The following is a 20590-nucleotide window of genomic DNA, read 5'->3' on the forward strand; positions in this document are numbered from 1 at the left end:
CAAAATTATTAATCATTCAACTTTTTCTGATCTGTAAACCGAGGTAAAATGAACCACTATGGACTCAAAGTCCATAGTTTCTGGCTAGTGACTTAAAGTCACCGCTATGGTCAATCTTCAAGAATGAAATTTGTGTTTTCCCCATCGTCTGGTCTTCGATGATGCTCTAGATATTCATTGACCATCTCATCAGTTATATTTCCTGTGCTCCAACAGCCATAACCTATAGCCCAGAAATGTCTGTCTTCCCCAGTAACGTTGCTTCAAGACTGGAAACTCTTGCTGAAGTTTCCGTGAACTTCTTCCCTTTAACTTCTTCACTAGAGTACTCATACTTAAGGAAGGACGATATTCCACATGCATATGGACGTGATCCTTTGAAACCACACCTTTCAGAATCACAACATCCTCAGCTTCACAAATCTGGATCAAAAGGGTACGGCATCGAACCTTAATGTCCCCTATTAAAACGGGATAGCGATACTTGGTACTCCATACAATATGTGCACTCAAACGTGTTACCGTATGTCCATTACTTCGTTGATGGTCCGGCATAACATCAAAGATACACGTTTTTAGAAGCTAAAGCGAAATGCACTAAAGTGCATAGTTTTAACTATTTTTGAGACCAATAAATGAATATTTCTAGTTAGTGAGGGGTAAAAGGAATTAATTATTCTTTTAAAAATCCACCACACTACTCAGTGCTTTATCTGTTTCTTTATTCGTAAAGTTTGATCGATACATCATAGTAGTGGTTACGGAAGATTGTCTATATAATTGTTGAAGCATCTGAATCGGAATTTTATCCCAAGCTATATTTTTAAAATTGTGTCGAGCAATATGCCTGGTTAACTTTTTGGTTACCCCAGCCTTTTTAGCTACTTGAGTTAAATGAGAATTCAATTTCCTATTAGATTTCAGACCTATCGAAAAATTCCTTGTTAGTAGGCACTCTCCACAAATAACCCTAATTCCATTACAAAATAAATTTAAAAATACCCTAACTTCATTACAAAAAATACATATATTTACCCATATTATGTAACAAAAAAATATGAATTTCGAAAGACATATCGGTAGCCATTTAGTTAAATGGAAAGAAGATACAAATAGGAAGCCTTTGGTAATAAGAGGAGCAAGGCAAGTTGGCAAAACAACTTTAGTGATTGATTTTGCAAAAAAATATAAGAACTCCATATTTTTAAATTTGGAAAAAGCTGCGGACAGGAAGGTATTTGAAGAATACGATGACGTAGAAACTATAGTGGAGGCTTTATTTCTTACCAATAATATACCTACAGGGGATATAAATGCTACCCTGTTATTTATAGATGAAATTCAAGAGTTGCCCAAAGCTATCCAGTTATTGCGTTATTTTTACGAGGATAAACCCCAATTGCACGTTATTGCAGCAGGTTCCTTATTGGAATTTGCTATAAAAGATGTAAAAAGTTTTCCTGTTGGTCGTATTGAATATTTATATCTATATCCTCTAAATTTTGCTGAATATTTAAAAGCCTTAGAACACGAAACCGCATTTGACCAATTAAATAGTATCCCCATAAAACCTTTTGCCCATACTACACTAATGGATCTGTTTCATAGATACGCCATTATTGGTGGGATGCCCGAAATCGTTAAGGCCGATTTAAAAACTAAAAGTTTGGCCGACCTGCCAAAGGTCTATGAAAGTATTTGGGGTACTTATAGAAATGATGTGGAAAAATACACCTCTAATGCCACAGAAAGGCGTGTAATAAAACACATCATGGCAGTGGCCCATTTATATGTAGATGAGCGTATCAAATTCCAGAATTTTGGAAATTCCAATTATAGATCCAGAGAAGTTGGAGAGGCTATGCGTAATTTAGATGATGCCAAAATCATTCAACTTATTTATCCTACCACAGATACGGAGAATCCCGTAAAATCAAATTTAAAAAAGTCTCCCAGACTCCAGTTTTTAGATACCGGATTGATAAATCATGCACTTGGAATTCAGGCGCAGATGTTGGGAATGGAAGATTTAAGCAATTCCTTTAAGGGAGCCATAATTCCACATCTAATTACTCAGGAGTTAATTTCATTGAATACGATAACAAATGCGAAACCAAATTTCTGGGTAAGGGAGAAAAATCAATCTTCTTCAGAGGTCGATTTGGTTTATTCCTATAAGGATAAAGTAATTCCTATAGAAATAAAATCCGGGGCAAAAGGCACTTTAAAATCCTTGCATCAATTTATAGAAAGAGTAAATCATCCTTACGCAATAAGAATTTATGGCGGAAAATTCAATATTGAAGAATCAAAAACCACGGATGGTACTCCATTTTTATTGATGAATTTACCTTATTACGTGGGCTCACAGCTTCCAAAATATATAGATTATTTTGTGGAAAATTATAGTTTAAAAAATAATTAGAGCAACAATTCACTCGTATCATCCAATACCGAATTATCCAATTCTTTAAGATAGGCCTGGGTAATAGCTAAATTTTGATGCCCCATGGATTCACTAATCACATCAGTGGCTACACCTTTTTGTTTTAAACAATTTGCATAACTGTGCCGTGCCACATAGTTGATGAGGGGTTTATCCACAATTCCTATGGCTACCAATTGCCCGTTGGGTTTTCGAGTAACCGCGGGGGAAATTTGCCCCCATATCAAATCCACATTTTTGTGCTGTGGTGTATCTGGAACAAACTTACTTCCGTTCCAGGTTCCAATCCAATATATAGCCCTTACGGCTGTTTCACCATCCCTAGTCCTGCTGCCTCCGATAGGATTTACAACAAGCAGGTGTTTCCCATTTCCCAAAGGTTCGAAAACCGGCATTTCCCATATTTCCGAGCCAGGGTCCATTTGTGGCAAGAAGTCGGAAAAAGGCTGTTGGTGCTGCCAGGTCATCAATTGTGGATCTGTTGAAGTATAGTAAGAAAGGGATCCTATACCCCCCAATCTTAGCTCCAATAATCATGTGGTTCGTATTGCCCTCTTTCCACAGGTAAGGATCCCGGAAATCATCTACAAACTGTTTTGGGATTATAGGGCCTAATTTTTGCCAGTTATTGAATCCATCGTCTGTACTCTTGGCCAGGGCAATACCGGGATTATAAATACCGCCGGTAGTACTCACGCAGGTATAAAAGGCATAGGATGTATTTCCCTCAACAATCGCATCACCGGACCAAATCCCCTGGGTATCGAAATTTGTAGACCCGTTGATAGTGGTCAATTCGGGGCGCAATGCATCTTTTTGGTTGATCCAGTTTGCCAGGTCCATACTCGTCATATGGCCCCAGGTAGTCCTGAATTTAAATGGTCCATTTGCAGTTCGTTGGTAATACAGGTGGTATTTATTGTCTGGCCCTACTGAAAATCCATGGGGTTCATTGGTCCAGCTTGCCGGTGGCATGGCGTGATAACGAGGTCGTTGTACGTCCCTGGTAAAGCGACCATAGGGCACTGCTATTGCATCGTAACCTGAATTAGCCATGGTGCCAAGACCATCCTGATAGGTTTGTAACAGCTGGGTTGAACTTCTGGCTGTTGCAAATATTTTAGTTTCATCAATAGTGGCATTTATTGCATTGATTAAAAATATTCCATCCCAACGTTCATTATCGGCATTTGTTTTTCCTATTACCAGCGGCGCATTAGCTTCTTCAATGGTTCCTGAGGTTGGAATATTTGCTGAAGCCAGCTCCACTCCATTTAAATAGATCCTTATCTTATTACCCGGACCATCTACAACTCCCGCCACATGCGCCCATTGGTAAAGCGGAAATTTATCTGGTGAAAATACGTAGTAGGTCTGGCTATTTATGGTAACCTGAAACCACCATGTCCCATAGGTATCTATCGAAATCCTAAATCCGTTTTCCCCAATAGTTTGGGAGATAAGGGCCGATGCTTTAAGTTGTGAGTTGTTTATTCCATTGTCAAGGTCAGATGGGTAGCATTCCATAGAAATCCAGGTTTCCACCGTCATCGCCCTATCAAAATTATAGGTAAAATCAGCAGTTGCCCATGTGGAAAATCCATCTAGCCTTAAAGCATTATCAGAAACACCTGGAACCCGTTCTGGTCTATTGAAATTATTGGATAATTGAAAATCGGGGGAACCTGCCTTATTAATGGCAAATGTACTACCATCCTGCTCATTATAATCCAGATGTAAAACAGGTGTTTGTCCATTCCCAATAAAGCTGAACAATAAAATGGCGGCAAAGAATAATTTTCTCATGGTGGTATATTTTTGATTATTTTATTTCCAACTCTGCTTTTTACGCAACTTTTACATACTTTAAAACATTAAAAAACAATTAGTTATACAATATCTACTTATTTCAAATTTTCCATTGTAAATAAACATTAAGGTTCCATCCTAAATTCAATCATGCCACATTAGGGTATTAACTTCTTCCATGGTCACTTCCGAATTTGCGCCCTTTTTTGTAGCAACAATAGATCCTATTGCGCATGCATAATCCAAAGCAATATTAGGTTCCTGTCCCTTTATCAAATTTGATATATAGCCCGCTAAAAATGAATCCCCAGCTCCAATGCTGTCTTTAACTTTAATATAATGACCGGTATTATGATAGAAATTATCTTTATGTAAAAGAATTACCCCACAGGCTCCTCTGGTCACGCACAAATGGCCTGTATTTGTTTTCCTTGATAAAAACTTCATATTCTCAGCTATGGATAATTGCCTTTCTCCAAGCAATTCACAAATCTCATTTAATTCCTCTTCATTTACTTTTATAAGATCTGCCTCTTCCATCAGCTTCAAAAGAATTTCTACTTTATAATAAGGCTTGCGAAGATTTAGGTCAAACACCTTATATTTTGCTTTCTTAAGTAATTTAAATAAGGTGGAAGCCGATTTCTCATTTCGACAGGCTAAACTTCCATATATAAAAACATCTGCTGAAGAGACTGTTTTAATTGCAGAATTTTCATACTCTATATGGTCCCAGGCGGCGGGATATTGAATCTCATAACTGGCATTCCCGGAGTCATTAATTTTTACATCTACTAAACCGGTATTATAAATTGAATCCTCTTGGATCAAAGAATTTAATCCTTTTGACTCCAGGTATTCCACCAGTTTGCGGCCATGCTCATCATTCCCCACTCTACTAATAATAGTCGTCGATATGTTCAAAGAATTAAGTCTAAGGGCCACGTTAAGCGGCGCACCCCCAATTTCTTTTCCTGATGGAAGCAAATCCCATAAAACTTCTCCAAAACAAACTACTTTTTTAGACATAAAATATAAATTATCTTTTTTCAATCTATTCGACATATTCCCAATCAATTCCATTGAGATTCCAGATAGACAGACTCTCCAGATTTGCATTTTCAGGTCCTATAATTTTCAATCCTTTCGCGTCTTCTTCTTTAAAATATATCCTATCGGTAATTGAAACTTCGTCATTTATATAAATTTCGATCATCGAACGGTCCAGGAAAATATGCAATTTTACTTTTGAGGCATCTCCTACCGGAGCCTTTAAAGCTTTAACTTCCCTTTCAGGATTTTCCTGTAGTTTATCAAATACCACAGTTTTTGTTGCAGGATCGTAATAGATCATTGCTTTGGTTGAACCATCCTCTGTACGACGTACTTCAATTCCCTGTTTTTGTTTGGAAATTTCAAATTCCATAAGGATTTCAAGCTGTTCCCCCTGTACCTCCTCCAATTTGGAATTGATGATTTTTTTGGAGCAGTCTTTACAGGAAAAAAGTTTTTCTTTTCGTAAAGTTTTTACTTCTTCAATGGGAGCAAATCTTAACTCTTGGGAGTCACTCAACCATAGTTCAATGGGAAGACCTGCGTTATGAGCCCACCCCATATCGTATGTATCAATATTCCCATATTTCCCCTGGGCTATAGAAAAAACAATAGTTCTTCCGGTTTTTGGGTCTACAAAACCGCTGGGGCCGGTGAACCCAAAATCACCATAATCCAGCAGTTTCGGCTCTGCATCATCAGGGACAAATTGTTTTTTATGTTGGTCAAATTCGCCAATCCAATAAAAGACTTCCACATCTGCTTCATCCCGCAGTGGTAAAACCATAAAGACATACTTGTTCGTTTTTGAACCGTCTTTTCTGGTCAATGGCAAAAAAACAGGCAATTCCCATACTCCTCCCAAAAAAGGATATTTTTGAATGTCTGCAATGTAAAAAGGATTAAGATATTCCCAATTGAGGGCATCCTGAGATTCAAATATCGGTGCAGTTCCCCCTTTTCCTTCAATTCCGCTTCCAACGATCATGTAATAGGTTTCATCAACTTTAAATACAAAGGGATCACGGAACTCATTCTTTTTATATTCTGAAGGCTTATCTACGATAATGTCTGTTTTCTCCCATTGCTGAAGATTTTTATCTGTGGTGTCTTTGGGAATAGCAATGGCAGTATATTGATTTTGTTCCTTTTTCAAATTTCCCGCCGTATAAAATAACATGGGCATATTTCCGGGGCCGACAAAAGCCGAACCGGACCAGATCCCATCCGGGTCCAATTCCCCTTTTTCAGGAGCAAGGGCAATTTCAGCATGCTTCCAGTTTACCATGTCCTCGCTTACCCAATGTCCCCAATGAATCTGCCCCCAATAAGGTCCAAAGGGATTATGCTGATAAAATAAATGATATTTCCCATTGTAATAGAAAGGTGCATGCGGCTCGTTCATCCAGTGCGCAGGAGCGGTGGCATGATATGCCGGCTTGTAGTCTTCAGATTTATATTTTGAAAAATCCAGGCGCAGCGCATGGGTAATATCTTCATTTTGAAGTTTTTCCAATCTCTTTTTATCAATTTTATCAACCTCTGAAGGATCGTTCTTAATGATGATTTCATCTAACAACCCGCTTATCATATTGAATTTAAATTTATCACCAAACCCACTGGCATTGGAATTCCTTCCTATCAATAATTTCAAATCTTTTTGAAAGAAACTCAAAAGATCCATTTTCAAAGTATCTTCCAGGACTTCTTCATTATTGATCTCAAGCTTAATTTTATTATCCTGCTGAACGATTAAGACGTGATTCCATGTGTTCTTATTTACATATGAATTTTCATTTGTAAATCTTTGCTTGTTTTTGCCAAGCTCGTATTCCAGGGCCAACTGACCATGCTGAAGCAATCCCACCCTCATAGCTATTGAATCAATTGGATTATAAAAGTCCAGAACGGAAGCTATTTTCTTATCAATCGCGCTATCAAATGCTCTCGGTGCTATCCAAAAACTAATTGCGAAATTTTTATTTAAGCTGAAATTTTCAATTTCGAGATAGGTTGAATATCCGTCAAAAAGAAGGCTGCCGTTTTCGGTACCCGTTTCCTTCCATAATGGATCGGGTTTTATATCCCTTAAAGAATAAAGGGAATTATGTAATTGAGCCTGGTGGGCTTCCTGAAAATTCTTCCACCATTCAGCACCATCCAGTTTAATTTCAGTGCGGCCATGCTGAGCCTTTAATCCCATTGAAACCATTATTAAACAAAAGAAGCAGAGATTTTTGAACATATCGGTATTACTTTAAACCAAACTGGCCGAAAATTCAATCCTTCCAGCCAGTTTTGGCTAATTTTGGTTTTTATAAAGTGCTCAAATAATCGATCGAGTTCTTATAGATTGCTTCAATATTATCACGATATTCGTTTGTTCGACCATCGTTCATATTCCACTCAATCCCTCCAATTCCAATAGCGATAATGGTTCCACTATATGGTGGTTTTGGTTTGAATTCAATAATACCAGGGCAGCATTCATCTGCTACTCCACTCCATACGCCAAGTACCACACCGTTGTATAACCTTTCAAACTCTCCAAACTGCCCGGGCTGATTACCTGGAGCCAATAAGGAAGATGCATCCCAGAGATTATTATGATCTTCTCTAAAACCTGCGTCGATCACAGGAACATATCCGTTTTCATCAAATTCAATCAATCCGGGATTGAATGTATAGATTGGATGGGCGAGTTTTGAATTTACAAAATTTACGCCGCCGTCAACGGCCCAGGTATCGGGCGAATCAAAACCTTCCCCGTTGCCCTGAATAGTCAACAGTCCACTTTGGTCGCGACCTATTACTTCAGCATAACTTGTGGCCATGCCCCCAAGTAACATTTTACCACCTTCCACCATGTATTGGATAAAAGCCGATTTTGCGCTTCCTTCGGTAAATACAGGGGGGAGTTCAGAAGTGCCCACCTGATCGTAATAAAATACCACCACGTTCACCTCCTGGAGGTCTTCAAAACTTACCTCACTGGCATTTAAATATTCAAAATCTTCGGAATAGGTTGCTTTTACCCATTGTGCTGCTGCTACTATATCGTCATCTGCCGTTGCCAGTAGTTCTTCATACGTTGTCGCGGCACCCAAAAAACCAATCTTGCTTGGCAAAACTCGAGTGATCAACTGGTAATTCCTGGTTGAATTGCCATAAGTAACAGTAACCATTTCCCTATCAGAAAGATCTAAAACTGTTCCACTGGGAGGATCAATTTGTACCCCTTCAGGTGCTTCGATATTCAACTCCACATTGGCAATATCGGTTCGTGGAGGCAAAACCAGATTGATCGTTCCCTGTAGATGGTTTATAGTCGCTTTGGTACTATTTCCCTGGAGTGAGGTGACCACATTAAGTACAGGATCCAGACCCTCATCGTAATTTTCCCGTTTATCACAAGCCATCAACATAGCCAGGGAGAAAAAACAGATCAGATAAAATCTATATTTATATATCATGATATTCATTTTTTAGTCTTCCAAATTATAAAGGTAATCCAGGATGTTTTTGGTAAAAGTTTCAATATTGGACTGAAAATCATTAGTGGTTCCATTGGAATCCCATTCATAGCCAACAATAGTATTTTCAATACTGAAAACAGCACCTTGAAAGTCGGTAGCGATCTGCTGGTCAAAACTGTCATGGTTCCCTTCATAAGTAGGGTTCCACAACACGGCCCCGTATCCAAAAGCATCGCCAATATGCCTTAATGTCCCAAATTTTGTGGCCTGAAGCGTCTGTTCAAAAGTTAAGGCCGCATCCTGTCCGCAACAGCTGGGGTTCAGAATTCCGTCAAAATGCTGCCACCAGATCAAACGCACTTCCCTGGTAGAAGAATTCTGAAGCGCAAGGTATTCCCCATCTATAAAACTTAATCCGTCAAATATTGGATGCCCCTGCCTGTCTTCCGAATTATTTGAAGGACGCATTCCCAGTCCCCAAATATCATCAGCAGGTTTACCCATATCCACGCAACCGGCAGATCCTGAGCAGCCATATTCTGAATAAACATAATTGCCCGGTTCCCTTGGAGCAGAGAAATCTGCAGGAACGCGATCTATGGAGAATATCAATGGAGTGGCGTCCCCGGCAATGAGCATATCACCTCCAGATTTTACCCAATTCTTTAAAACTTGCGCCTGGGTTCCGCCTGGTCTTAAACCAGGAGGTAATAAGGTGGAAGCATTATCTGGAGTTGCACTATAGCCCACATCTTCCGCAGGAGTTAAATAGTAAATCATGGCGACCTTTATTTCGGCCATAGATTGTGGGGTAATTCCACTAAACTGAATGTATCTGAAATCTTCTCCATAGGTATTTTTCATCCAGGTCGCAGCTGCTTTTGCATCATCATCCACAAGGGAAGCGATATCTGCCTGTTCTCCAAGAAAAGCATAGTATGTAGGATCTGCATCCTGAGCTTCCACTGTAACCATATATGTTTTAGTCAATGATTCTGAATTAGTGACAGTATATTCTACCGGATCTGTGAAATTTATTTCTTCTTGGGAATCTGGAGCGACTGCCTGACCTTCCGGAACTTCAATCACCGGGCTAAGGGCCGAAATATCGGTGCCTGCCGGGAGGGAGACATAAATCGTATTTTCTTCATTATCTATAACTCCTTCAGCTTCTCCAATCTTAAAAGAAGTAATTTTTGGACCTTCAATTTGATTTACAATTACAGAATATTCACTCGCAGTAAAGCCATCATTTGAAAGTACCGTATAAGCAACGGGATTTGTGAAATTTCTGGAAACTCCGGAAGCAACGTCTACGCTTGTCCCGTCGGCGATGACAAAATTGGGCGCAAGATCTGTAATATCACCATCCTGACTACCAATTTCCACGGTAATCGTATGGTTCTCTTCATCGATCTGTCCGGCATTATCCCCAATAGCGAAATTTAATATTTTCGGATCTCCATATGCTGCTACCATTGCTGTATACTCTCTATTGGCTCCATTAGATGCTATGGTCTTAAATATTACAGGACCACTGGTAAAATCTATTGTACTCCCAGATTCAGGAGTAACCACGGTTCCTTCCGGAACCGAAAGGTCTACATTGACTGATGAAAGGTCTGTTCCAGCCGGAAGAGTCATCGCTATAGTTGCAGAAGTATGGTCTATCTGTGCAAATTCCCCGTTTACTTCAAAGGACCTGATAATTGCCTGAGCATAATCTGGCACTACATCCCTAAAATTGTCGTCTTCATCACTACACGAATGCATTAATAAAAACGGCATAAGGAGCAAGCTGCCGAAGGCGAATTTTGCTATGTTTTTCAATGATTTCATCTTGTTTATTTTAATTGTTTTCTTGATTAGATTATTAATATCCGGGACGCTGAGTATAGGTTCCTCCACTCGCATCGATCTCTACTTGAGGAATTGGCAGATAGTATTCATAAGGTTCCAGACTCGCGCCAGACAGGTAGGGTCTTCTGGACTGTTCGTTGGCTATATATTCGCTGGTATAGGAATCTGCAATACCCCATCTTACCAGGTCATAAAACCGGTGCCCCTCATTTGCCAATTCCAGCCTTCTTTCAAACCTTAGTGCCTGCATGGCCATTTCAGGAGATAAGTTTGTTGGATATGGGTTGATTAAATAGTTGGCCGCGTCTTCATTAGGATTTTCAAAATCCTTCACATACGGAGAGTTTTTAGCCCTTAACCGAATTCGATTTATAATTTCAATTCCGGTAGCAATATCACCGGTTTCTATAGAAGCTTCAGCTTTCCAAAGCAATAAATCTGAGTATTTGATAAGCGGAAAGTCAAGGTTACCCAATGCCCAGGGAAAACCGTTGGGATTGGAAGCCATCCCGTCTGAAGTTGGATAAATGATATTCTTTTTTCTTACAAAAAGGCCATAAGTACCAATATCTCGGCTCCAGTTATCTTGTTGCGCCATTGGTGTCCAGTCTTTCCAGGTTATTCCAGGCCTTCCTATAGTATGGTCCAGTCTTGGATCAATAATATCCTCACTATTAATATTAGCAGAATTATACGAGTTGAAAAGAGGTAATCCATTCTCTCCTACTTTATAGGCGTTCGCAAGGTTCTGTGAAGGCTTATGGAAATCATCTCCATTTAAATAAGGATGATTAGGATTGTCACTTGGACTATCTGGAGAATTCAATAAGTCTCCAAAATTTAGGTTTCCGTATTGTGAACCATCGTTAATAGAGAATTGGATCGCAAAAATATTTTCAGAATTTCCATATCCGGGTTCAGAATATAATCTTTCGATATTCTCTACCAATCTGTACTGACCTGAGTTGATTACAATATTAGTCTGGGTGAGCACATCCTGCCACTCTTCCTGATATAAATGAGCTTTTGCGAGATAAGCATGCGCCACCATTGCATTTACACGCCCAAGATCCGGCTGGGTATCGGGCAAAAGACCTATCGCCTTATTTAGGTCACCTTCAATTTTATCCCAAATAAAAGCCTCATCAAAAGTATTTGGAATGGAAGTAAGCTCCACCACCGGGGTATTTTCATCATACCATACAATCGAGCCGAAATTCTTCATCGCTTCAAAATAGAAGTGTGCCCTTAGTACATATAATTCCCCAAGACGAATATCGCGCTGGGCGAATTCTCCGTCTTCCAGATTTACCAAAAATCTTATTCCAGCATCAACTCTCTTGAGTCCAAAATATATCGATCTCCAAAGGTTATAAACATTATCACTGGAAGGAAAAAGATCGTGGGTTTCCAGCTGATGCATTCCGCCACCGGGATTATCCCCGGTGCCACCACCACCTTTGTAGGCATCCCCTGAACGAATATCTGAAGTCGCCCAGTTAGATGGGGCATGGTCCAATGGCCATAGATCACGGAATTCACCGGTATTATATCTGTAATCCAGAGCACTGTAGGCAGCAATAACCAAAGCTTCCGGCTCTAAATTATCTTCAGATATGGTATTAAATTCTTTTACATCCAGATCATCTTCTGAAACACAGCCGACGATCATTCCTATTCCCAAAAGGAACAGGGCAATTACTGAGTTGTTTTTTATTGTCTTCATAAGATGTGTTTAAAATTTTGTTGATACTCCAAAAGTGATTGTCTTGGTATGCGGGATGCCATAGCCCGCAACTCCGATTCCCCCGGCACCAAGCCCGGCCACTTCATAATCAAATCCTGTAAAAGAGGTGGTATTAAAAAGATTCTGTCCTGAGAGGTAAAACCTCAGGTTGCTTAGTCCTATATTATCTGAGACCTGCTGGGGGAAAGTATATCCCAACGTAATATTCTTCATTCTGAAATAAGATCCATCTTCTACAAAATAGCTTGATGGCTGAATTTCATTATTTACATTATTGGTGCTAACTGCAGGGATATTGGAATTGGCATTTTCAGGAGTCCATGCATCCAGGGTATTCTGTCCGAAATTGAAACTGAAATACGTAAAATCTCCCAGGTTTCGTTGAATGTTATAAAGATCATGTCCCTGCTTCCCATCGAAATAAGCACTAAGATCAAAACCTTTATAACCAACATTCAGATTAATCCCATAGATAAAATCTGGATGCGGATTCCCTATTATCGTTCTGTCTTCGTTATTAATCACTCCGTCAAGGTTCAAGTCCCTATAGCGAATCCTACCCAGGCCTTTCCCAGATTGCTGGGCGTGAACGGCTACCTCTTCAGGTGTTCTGAAAATTCCGTCCGCGATCAATCCGTAGAAAGAGGCGATAGGATCTCCCGCCCGGGTAATAGAAACTCCATTCAGAAGAAAGTTATTTTCGGTATCCAGGGATTCTACATTGTTCTCATATTTTGAAAAGTTCAGATCAAATCCGTAGCGTAGGTTAGAGTCCCCTTTATTTTGATAACTTAAAACTGCCTCAAAACCAATGTTGGAAACTTCCCCCGCATTAATAAAAGGAGGTTCGGCTTCCCCGTTGATGGCCTGCGGAATTGGCTGAAGGATTAGATCTGTTGTGCGCTTATCAAAAAAATCGGCAGTTAAACTTATCCTGTTTTTTAATAGGCCTAAATCAAAGCCAACATTTGTCTGTGCTGTTTGCTCCCATTTTATATCGGGATTCGCCTGGCGGGCCTGTACAATTCCTTCCGATACTCCAAAGCCATCTCCATCGATATCATAATTTAGGAATTCGATCGCATTGCCAATAGAACTATCGTAAAACGTACTTAGATAGAGGTAATTCGGAATCTGGTCGTTACCATTAATTCCATAAGAACCCCGAAGTTTTAGGTTAGAGATGATTTTAGAATCTTCCAGAAAATTTTCATTAGAAACATTCCAGGCTATGGATCCTGCCGGATAGTAAGCGAATTTGTTATTAGGCCCAAATCTTGAAGAGGCATCCCTACGGATACTTCCGGAGATGATATAGCGATCATCAAAAATATATTTCAGGGAACCAAAAAATGACCTTTTTCGATAATCGATCTCATTTTTAATCGTTCTGAATTCTGCGTCACTTTTTATGATATAATTGGGATAATCTGTAATATCCACTCCGTTAGTTAATTCCACTTCAGATTCAAAGTCATCTTTAGTAAATTCTATACCTCCAAGAACATTGAAACGATGTTTGTCCAATTCAAATTCATAAGTAAGTAAATTGGTAAAAATGGTCCTCAAAGAATTATTACGGTCTTTAGCAACGGTTATATTGTTGAAAACACTGGGAATACGACCTACCTGAACAAAAGGCTGGGTTCTGGTATCAAAAGCAAATCGTGTATAATCAAAATTGAGTGAAGTATCGAAAGTAAGGCCGTCCAGAATTTCAATTTTTGCAAATACATTTCCAAGGAAGCGATTATTGCGTTGTTCATTTTTTCTGTTAGACCAAAGATTTGCCAGTGAATTTGCTTTATCCTGAATGGTTGGAGCTGTATAATCTCCATTTACCGTATAAACCGGAATAAGCGGATTTTGAAGAATGGCATTTTCAAATTCATTCGCTTTCACTTCGTTATAATTCGAATAAAGAAAGTTTTCTCCAATGGTAATTCTATCATCCCAAAAATCGAAACTGGTGTTTAATCTGGCATTATACCTTTCATAGTAAGTATACTTCTGAATTCCATTATCCTTGGTATAATTAAGACTGGTAAAAACCTGTGCATTTTCTTTTCCAAAGCGATAGCTAAAATCTGTATTATAGGAAAATGAATCATCGATAATCACATCTATCCAATCTGTATCTGAAGCTCTTATCAATTCGGCTTCATCCAGAAATTCAGGAATATCGAAGCCAGTACCATTATCTGTAAGTACATTAAAATCTCCTGAAATTCCATCATTCGCGCGAGCCTGATAATAAACATCTGCCCATTGCCGTGCGTTTAGAATATTAATATCATCACGAAGCATGTTTAAGGTAGCTTCAGATTTTACTGTAAATTCAGACATTCCTTCCTTTCCCCGTTTAGTGGTCACCACGATCACCCCGTTAGCTGCCGATGTTCCGTAAAGCGCGGTAGAGGCGCCATCCTTCAACACCTGGATACTGGCAATTTCATCGGGGTTCAACGAAGACGGATTAAAAGTCTGCACCCCGTCGATTACCCACAATGGACTCGAACCTGCGGTAATTGTTGTTAGACCGCGAATTGTTATCTGGGAATCATTCCCTCCCGGTGTACCTCCGGAATTGATCTGGATGCCGGGAACACGTCCCTGAAGGCTGGTTATAATATTCGGACTGAATTCCTGAGAGAGTTCTTCAACATCCACGACGGTAATTGCACCCGCTATATCAGATTTCTTTTCTGAAGTATATCCGGTAACCACTACTTCGTCGAGTTGGGAAACATCTTCACTTAATTCAATCCTAAAATTCCCTCCATCTTCCACAATTAATTCTTTGGTACTGTACCCGATAAAAGATATACTAAGTACTTCCCCTTGTTCAGCTTCTATTTGAAAATTTCCATCGAAATTTGTCATGGTCCCGCGATTCGTCCCTTTAACAGCAACTGTAGCCCCGGGAATGGGCATTCCGTTCACGTCAACTACCGTTCCTGTGATAAGGCGGTCCTGGGCAAATGAGCTGAGGGATATTAAAAAGCATATGATTACAATTAAATTTTTCATAATTGGCTGTTGATTGGTTTTAATTATTTTCAATTTCATAGATAGTTACCTCTGCCGATGCCGATCCTCCTTCTACAAACAGGTCCACGCCATTGGCGTCATCGCTTTCGGGAAAAAACCTGCCCGTAAAATGGGATTTGCCGTTGATGAATACTTCCAGGACCGAACCATCTACAAATATTCTTAGATCCACAGTTTCACCCTGGGTAAGGCTAAAGGAACCTCTACGTACATCACGTCTTACAAGATCTGAAGTTGAGGAGCCTGAAGCATCCACAACCCATTCCTGGCTCCCAAAATCATAATACACCCTGTACTCTTCCCCACTGGTGCCAGATTCACCTAAAACGAATCCGAACCTACCAGCAGTCCCGGTATTAATGGTGGCAAGCATTTCAAAATGCCTTCCACTAAAATCAATATTATCGGTAGCGCCGGGTTCGAGATTTATAGTACCAATAGTGGTTTCCGCAGCCCGGTAATTTTCAAGGTTTGGGTGTGGTTCGATCAAGATAGTACCTTCGGCATCCAATGTCCATACCTGGGCAAGGCTGAATAAATTCGCATATCCCTGTTGTTGCTGGAATTCCGGTGCGACTTCGTCCGGGATAATCCCTATGGCCGTGGTTCGTCCCTGGGTATCCAGGCCAACTGCCGGGGATAAAAATCCGTTTACTACTTCAAGGTATTTCGGATCTTCAAATTCCGGTGTAAAAACTCCGTTTTCAAAAGTACCGGTCCAGTAGAAGGTAACCGCGGGTGTGGCATCCGGAGTTTTCTGTACCAGAAGGATAAACCTTCCGTCAGGAAATTCATGAAGTACCGGCATTTCCCAGAAATTACCTTCTCCCTGGCTTTGCTGGCCCTGGAACAGGATGCCTTTATAGTCCCATACTTCAAAATCTTCACTGGTATAGTACACCACGTTTCCACCTATATCCGATTTTCCACTACCAATAATCATGTGGTATAGGCCATCTTTAAAGAAAACATAGGGATCCCTAAAATCCAGATCTACATCGGCTGGGGCCGCGGGAATAACCGGGTTTGCATCGAATTTATTTATAGTTTGGTAGTTATCATCAGAAAAAGCGGTGCCTATTCCAGCCCTTACACCATCTACCCCGGTATAAACCACCGCTGGCGTCCCGTCTTCCAAAATAATCGCGTCCCCGGACCAGATCCCAAAATTATCCCATCCCGTGGAAGGCCATAAAACAGCATCCTGCTCTTCCCAATTCACCAAATCTGGACTTGTGAAATGTCCCCAGTTTTGGTTGGCAATTCCCAGGAATACTTCGTTTTTCTGGTAGAACATGTGATAAGTCCCATCCAGGTTTACCAGACCGTAAGATTCATTTGCCCATCCAAAATCCGGTATGGGGTGATAGATTGGCCTGTTATTGTCGTTAGAATAATCCAGACCTAAATTATATTCAACCTCCCCGGGAGAACCGTATTGCGCAGCAATGAATTCTGAAACAGCCGGGGTAGAAAATCCTGAATACACCTGGATTTCGTCCAGGGCACCCGAATAATAATCAATATCAAAAATACCCATCATCTGCCCCATTGTATTTTTGCCAATACTAAAAGGGGTTGAACCCGAAGGCCAGGTAATAGAACCGGATGGCACATTTGCCGTGGTAAGTTGTTGCTGGTTCATATATATCGCCACGCTTTGAGAAGCCGGACTAATTCCAACAATAATGTGGTTCCATTGATTTCGTGGGATCACTTCGTTAGTTACAGTTTGCGCAAAAGCCCCGTTGATAAAATATTGCACCACGATCTGCCCAAAATTGTTCAGGCCTATCATCACCCCTGTACTGGAACCTTCTGAAGTCATTGCCAGCATTGCTGCCGTACCAACAGGATACGATCTTGGTGAGGCCCATAGTGAAACGGTGAATTGACCGTCTGGTAACAGGTTGGTATCTATTTCTCCATTAATTTCATTGCTTAAGCCATCAAAGAAAATAGCGTTCCCTGAAACCCCTCCCATTCGGCTAACAGATTTGCCGTCTATTTCAAAACTGTTTCCTGTTTCCGATTCTGTAGTCGTGGTACCGGAAGTTTCATCAAATTTGAATTCCAGGATTTTATTGATCCTGAGATTATCGGTCTCATTGATAAAAACCACATCATCATCATAGCAGGATGTAAACAAACTGGCTACTATGAGTAGTTTTAAAAAAATCATTTTTTTCATCGGTTTAGTTTGTATTAATGTTCTATTTAGTTTCATCTGCAGTATTTGCGAGTGTAAGGTTCACTTTTTGAGTTTTCAAATCTTTGATCTGTGTATTGTTGGTATGCTCAATTTTAAGAGTATTCCAGGGAGATTCCGGATACACTACATTGGTCATCGCATATTCACCATCATTTAAAAATATCTCTACGGAAGATTTATCAATAATAATTTTCACCTTCATTTTTTCCATGTCAGCTATTGGAATTTCCTGGGGCTCTTTCTCCGTAAATTTCTCATTGAAGTCAACAATTCCGGAATTTTTCCTGTTGGTGTAAAAAGTTTCATTCTCATAACCCATTTTAAAACTGTTCCCCGAATCATTCAACAAGACTACTTTGAAGCCGTCTGGATTTTCAATTTCAAAACTTATAATACTGTTGGAAAGCTCTTCAGATTTAATCTCCAATCCTTTTTCGGTAGTATTCTTTTGCATTTTGATATTTTCAGAAATGGAAGCCAGTTCTTGAACAGGTGTTGTTTTTAGGTTATACCCATTGTTGTTCTTTACCAATTCTAATTCGCGGGGCAAGGTCATGGCACTCCGCCATGCTTTAGTTGGAGTGGTTGTGGCGTAATTCCAGTTGCTCATCCATCCAATTACAATTCTTCTATCATCTGGTAGATTATTAAAAGAGACACCTGCATAATTATCTGTTCCGTAATCCAGCCATTGACTTTCTTTTTGTTCTGTTGTGAATTTCTCTCCGTCAAATTCCCCTACAAAATATCTTGTTCCGGAACCGCCGTTTGGTGAACTCTCACCACCGTGGCTAATTATCATCACCCATTTTTTCTCATCAGAATTTTCAACAGCAAGTTGAAACAAATCAGGACATTCCCATACCCCTAATTCTGGCTGGTCATTGAACCTGAAATCACTCAATTTTTCCCAGTTCTTCAAATCAGGAGATTCAAAAATTTCTATATGATCTTTTGCGGCCAGCAGCATTTGCCATTTTTCAAGATTTTTATTCCAGAAAACTTTAGGATCCCTGAAATCACGTATTCCGGGATTTTCAATCACCGGGTTACCTTCGTATTTTTTCCAGGTTTCACCCTCATCCAAACTATAGGCAATCCCCTGGGTTTGAAATTTATCACTGCCGGTTTTTTCAATTTCAGGACTATGGTACGTAAAGATGGCAACCATAGCGTTTTTTCCGAAACCTGCCGTATTCTTTTCATCTATAACTGCGCTTCCGGAAAAAATATAGCCAAGGCTATCCGGGTATAAAGCGATTGGTTTTTCCTTCCAGTTCAAAAGATCTTCGCTCACCGCATGCCCCCAGTGCATAGGCCCCCAAACCGTACTATCGGGATAATGCTGAAAGAACAGGTGATATTTCCCATTTTGATAAACCAGTCCGTTGGGATCGTTCATCCACTTTTCTTTCGGCGTGAAATGGAAATTGGGACGGTAGGGATCACTCGCTATAGAATTAGTTACTTGACATGCTGTTTCATCCTTTTGTTCTGCTTCCATATTTCCGCAAGCGTAAAGGCACAGCAATAATAAACCAGATAATAGTGTAGATAGGTATTTCATTATTTTGAAGTATTCAGTTCTATAATTTTTGATTTATGAGTATTCTTAGATAAATGCAGGCCAATATCTTCAAGTGATCTCCCCTTTGTTTCCGGCATCATGAAAATCACAAAAATGAGTTGTAAAACCATCATAAAGGCAAAAAACGCAAATACATATCCTGGCCCTATCGTTGAAAATAATAGCGGCACCATTGAAGGTATGATTGCTGCAAGGATCCAATGGGTTGAAGAGCCAAAAGCCTGACCTGAAGCTCTAAGTTTATTCGGGAAAATTTCTGAAATGAATACCCAAATTACGGCTCCCTGACCAATAGCGTGAGAAGCTATAAATAGGAATAAAAAAATGGGCACCCACATTCCTCCCCAATTTTGAAAAAAAGCCATAGCCACCAGGCTTAATGAAATTATATACCCGATAGAACCTACGAACATTAGTTTCTTTCTTCCAACCCTATCGATGAGAAACACTCCAAATAAGGTAAATATCAGGTTCACTACTCCAACGCCAATACTACTCAGTAAAGCTGTGCTTTCTCCAAGTCCTGCAGATTCAAAGATTCGGGGAGCATAATAAAGAAAAGCGTTGATGCCGGAAAGTTGATTGAAAAATGCCACCAGAAATGCAAGCATTAAAGGAAAACGATATTTTTTCATAAAGATGTTCTCATTCACCGCTTCAACTTCAGCTTGTACTTTTAACTCTTTTAATGTTTTTTCCAAATCGGCAGAATCTGGTAAGATTAACTTCAAAACCTTTTTGGCCTCAGTAACTTTACCTTTTGAATACAGCCAGCGTGGGCTTTTGGGAATAAAGAAAACCAGAATAAGGTAAATAATTGCCGGAGCTGCTTCGGCACCTATCATCCACCTCCAAGGTTGTGACCCAAAATCCCTTAGAAGATAGTTTGAAAGAAATGCTATTAAAATTCCGAAAACAATATTGAATTGATAAAGGGAAACAAGTTTTCCCCTTTTATCTGGCGGGGAAATTTCAGAAACATATGCGGGAGCAGCTATTGTAGAAGCTCCAACTCCCAAACCGCCTACAAATCTGAATAATGCGAAAATAGTGGGATCGCTCGCTAAGGATGAACCCAAAGCCGAAACAAAATAAAGAATCCCAATACCTATTAAAGTATTTTTTCTTCCATAGCTATTGGTTGGAATCCCTCCTAGAATAGCTCCAACCACAGTACCCCAAAGAGCCATTGCCATAACAATAGATCCATGAAAAGCATCTGAGGTTTGCCATAATTCCTGAAGCTGTTGGTCTGCCCCTGAAATTACAACGGTATCAAATCCAAATAAGAAGCCTGCAAGCGCAGCGACTAAAGACCAAATCCAAATTTTTTTCATTATCACATTTT

The 20590-nt window shown here is 39.9% G+C and carries 12 protein-coding genes and 1 pseudogene; 1 reads left to right on the forward strand and 12 read right to left on the reverse strand.

The window, feature by feature from the left end; genetic code table 11:
- Window positions 1–110: 110 nt before the first annotated feature.
- Window positions 111–555 (reverse strand): annotated as a pseudogene (tnpA, locus tag DHD80_RS05540) (IS200/IS605 family transposase).
- A gap of 502 nt (window positions 556–1057) precedes the next feature.
- Between tnpA and DHD80_RS05545 the strand changes: the two are divergent.
- Complete coding sequence (locus DHD80_RS05545; RefSeq protein ID WP_251740150.1) at window positions 1058–2425, forward strand: AAA family ATPase; 1368 nt, start codon at window positions 1058–1060, stop codon at window positions 2423–2425.
- Here the strand turns inward: DHD80_RS05545 and DHD80_RS05550 are convergent.
- From DHD80_RS05550 to DHD80_RS05600, 11 genes are all read right to left on the reverse strand, one after another.
- Window positions 2422–2841, reverse strand: a complete 420-nt coding sequence (locus DHD80_RS05550) for a tyrosine-type recombinase/integrase (RefSeq protein WP_251740151.1) — start codon at window positions 2839–2841, stop codon at window positions 2422–2424. The two genes, DHD80_RS05545 and DHD80_RS05550, sit on opposite strands and share 4 nt — an antisense overlap.
- The gene (locus DHD80_RS05555; RefSeq protein WP_251740152.1) at window positions 2768–4252 is read right to left on the reverse strand and encodes a LamG-like jellyroll fold domain-containing protein; all 1485 of its coding nucleotides are present in this window, start codon (window positions 4250–4252) and stop codon (window positions 2768–2770) included. Before DHD80_RS05555 ends, DHD80_RS05550 begins: the two co-directional genes overlap by 74 nt.
- A 147-nt stretch (window positions 4253–4399) precedes the next feature.
- Window positions 4400–5284, reverse strand: a complete 885-nt coding sequence (locus DHD80_RS05560; protein WP_251740153.1) for a carbohydrate kinase — start codon at window positions 5282–5284, stop codon at window positions 4400–4402.
- 25 nt (window positions 5285–5309) lie between these two features.
- Window positions 5310–7511 carry a GH32 C-terminal domain-containing protein gene (locus tag DHD80_RS05565; protein ID WP_251740154.1) on the reverse strand — a complete coding sequence of 734 codons (2202 nt, stop codon included), beginning with the start codon at window positions 7509–7511 and terminating at the stop codon, window positions 5310–5312.
- A gap of 112 nt (window positions 7512–7623) precedes the next feature.
- The gene (locus tag DHD80_RS05570) at window positions 7624–8781 is read right to left on the reverse strand and encodes a DUF4960 domain-containing protein (RefSeq protein ID WP_251740155.1); all 1158 of its coding nucleotides are present in this window, start codon (window positions 8779–8781) and stop codon (window positions 7624–7626) included.
- 12 nt (window positions 8782–8793) lie between these two features.
- Window positions 8794–10623, reverse strand: a complete 1830-nt coding sequence (locus DHD80_RS05575; protein ID WP_251740156.1) for a hypothetical protein — start codon at window positions 10621–10623, stop codon at window positions 8794–8796.
- 34 nt (window positions 10624–10657) lie between these two features.
- Complete coding sequence (locus tag DHD80_RS05580) at window positions 10658–12370, reverse strand: RagB/SusD family nutrient uptake outer membrane protein (RefSeq protein ID WP_251740157.1); 1713 nt, start codon at window positions 12368–12370, stop codon at window positions 10658–10660.
- Between the two features lie 9 nt (window positions 12371–12379).
- Window positions 12380–15421 (reverse strand): TonB-dependent receptor, encoded by a 3042-nt coding sequence (locus DHD80_RS05585; RefSeq protein ID WP_251740158.1) that lies wholly within the window; start codon window positions 15419–15421, stop codon window positions 12380–12382.
- A gap of 19 nt (window positions 15422–15440) precedes the next feature.
- Window positions 15441–17633, reverse strand: coding sequence for a GH32 C-terminal domain-containing protein (locus DHD80_RS05590; RefSeq protein ID WP_251740159.1), 2193 nt, complete (start codon window positions 17631–17633; stop codon window positions 15441–15443).
- A 22-nt stretch (window positions 17634–17655) separates the two neighbouring features.
- Window positions 17656–19221: a glycoside hydrolase family 32 protein gene (locus DHD80_RS05595; protein WP_251740160.1), complete on the reverse strand. Its 1566-nt coding sequence runs from the start codon at window positions 19219–19221 to the stop codon at window positions 17656–17658.
- Window positions 19221–20579 carry a sugar porter family MFS transporter gene (locus DHD80_RS05600; protein ID WP_251740161.1) on the reverse strand — a complete coding sequence of 453 codons (1359 nt, stop codon included), beginning with the start codon at window positions 20577–20579 and terminating at the stop codon, window positions 19221–19223. The genes DHD80_RS05595 and DHD80_RS05600 overlap by 1 nt, the downstream gene beginning before the upstream one ends.
- Window positions 20580–20590: the final 11 nt, after the last annotated feature.

The sequence above is a fragment of the Gramella sp. AN32 genome, assembly GCF_023718305.1.
In the GTDB taxonomy this organism is placed as follows: domain Bacteria; phylum Bacteroidota; class Bacteroidia; order Flavobacteriales; family Flavobacteriaceae; genus Christiangramia; species Christiangramia antarctica.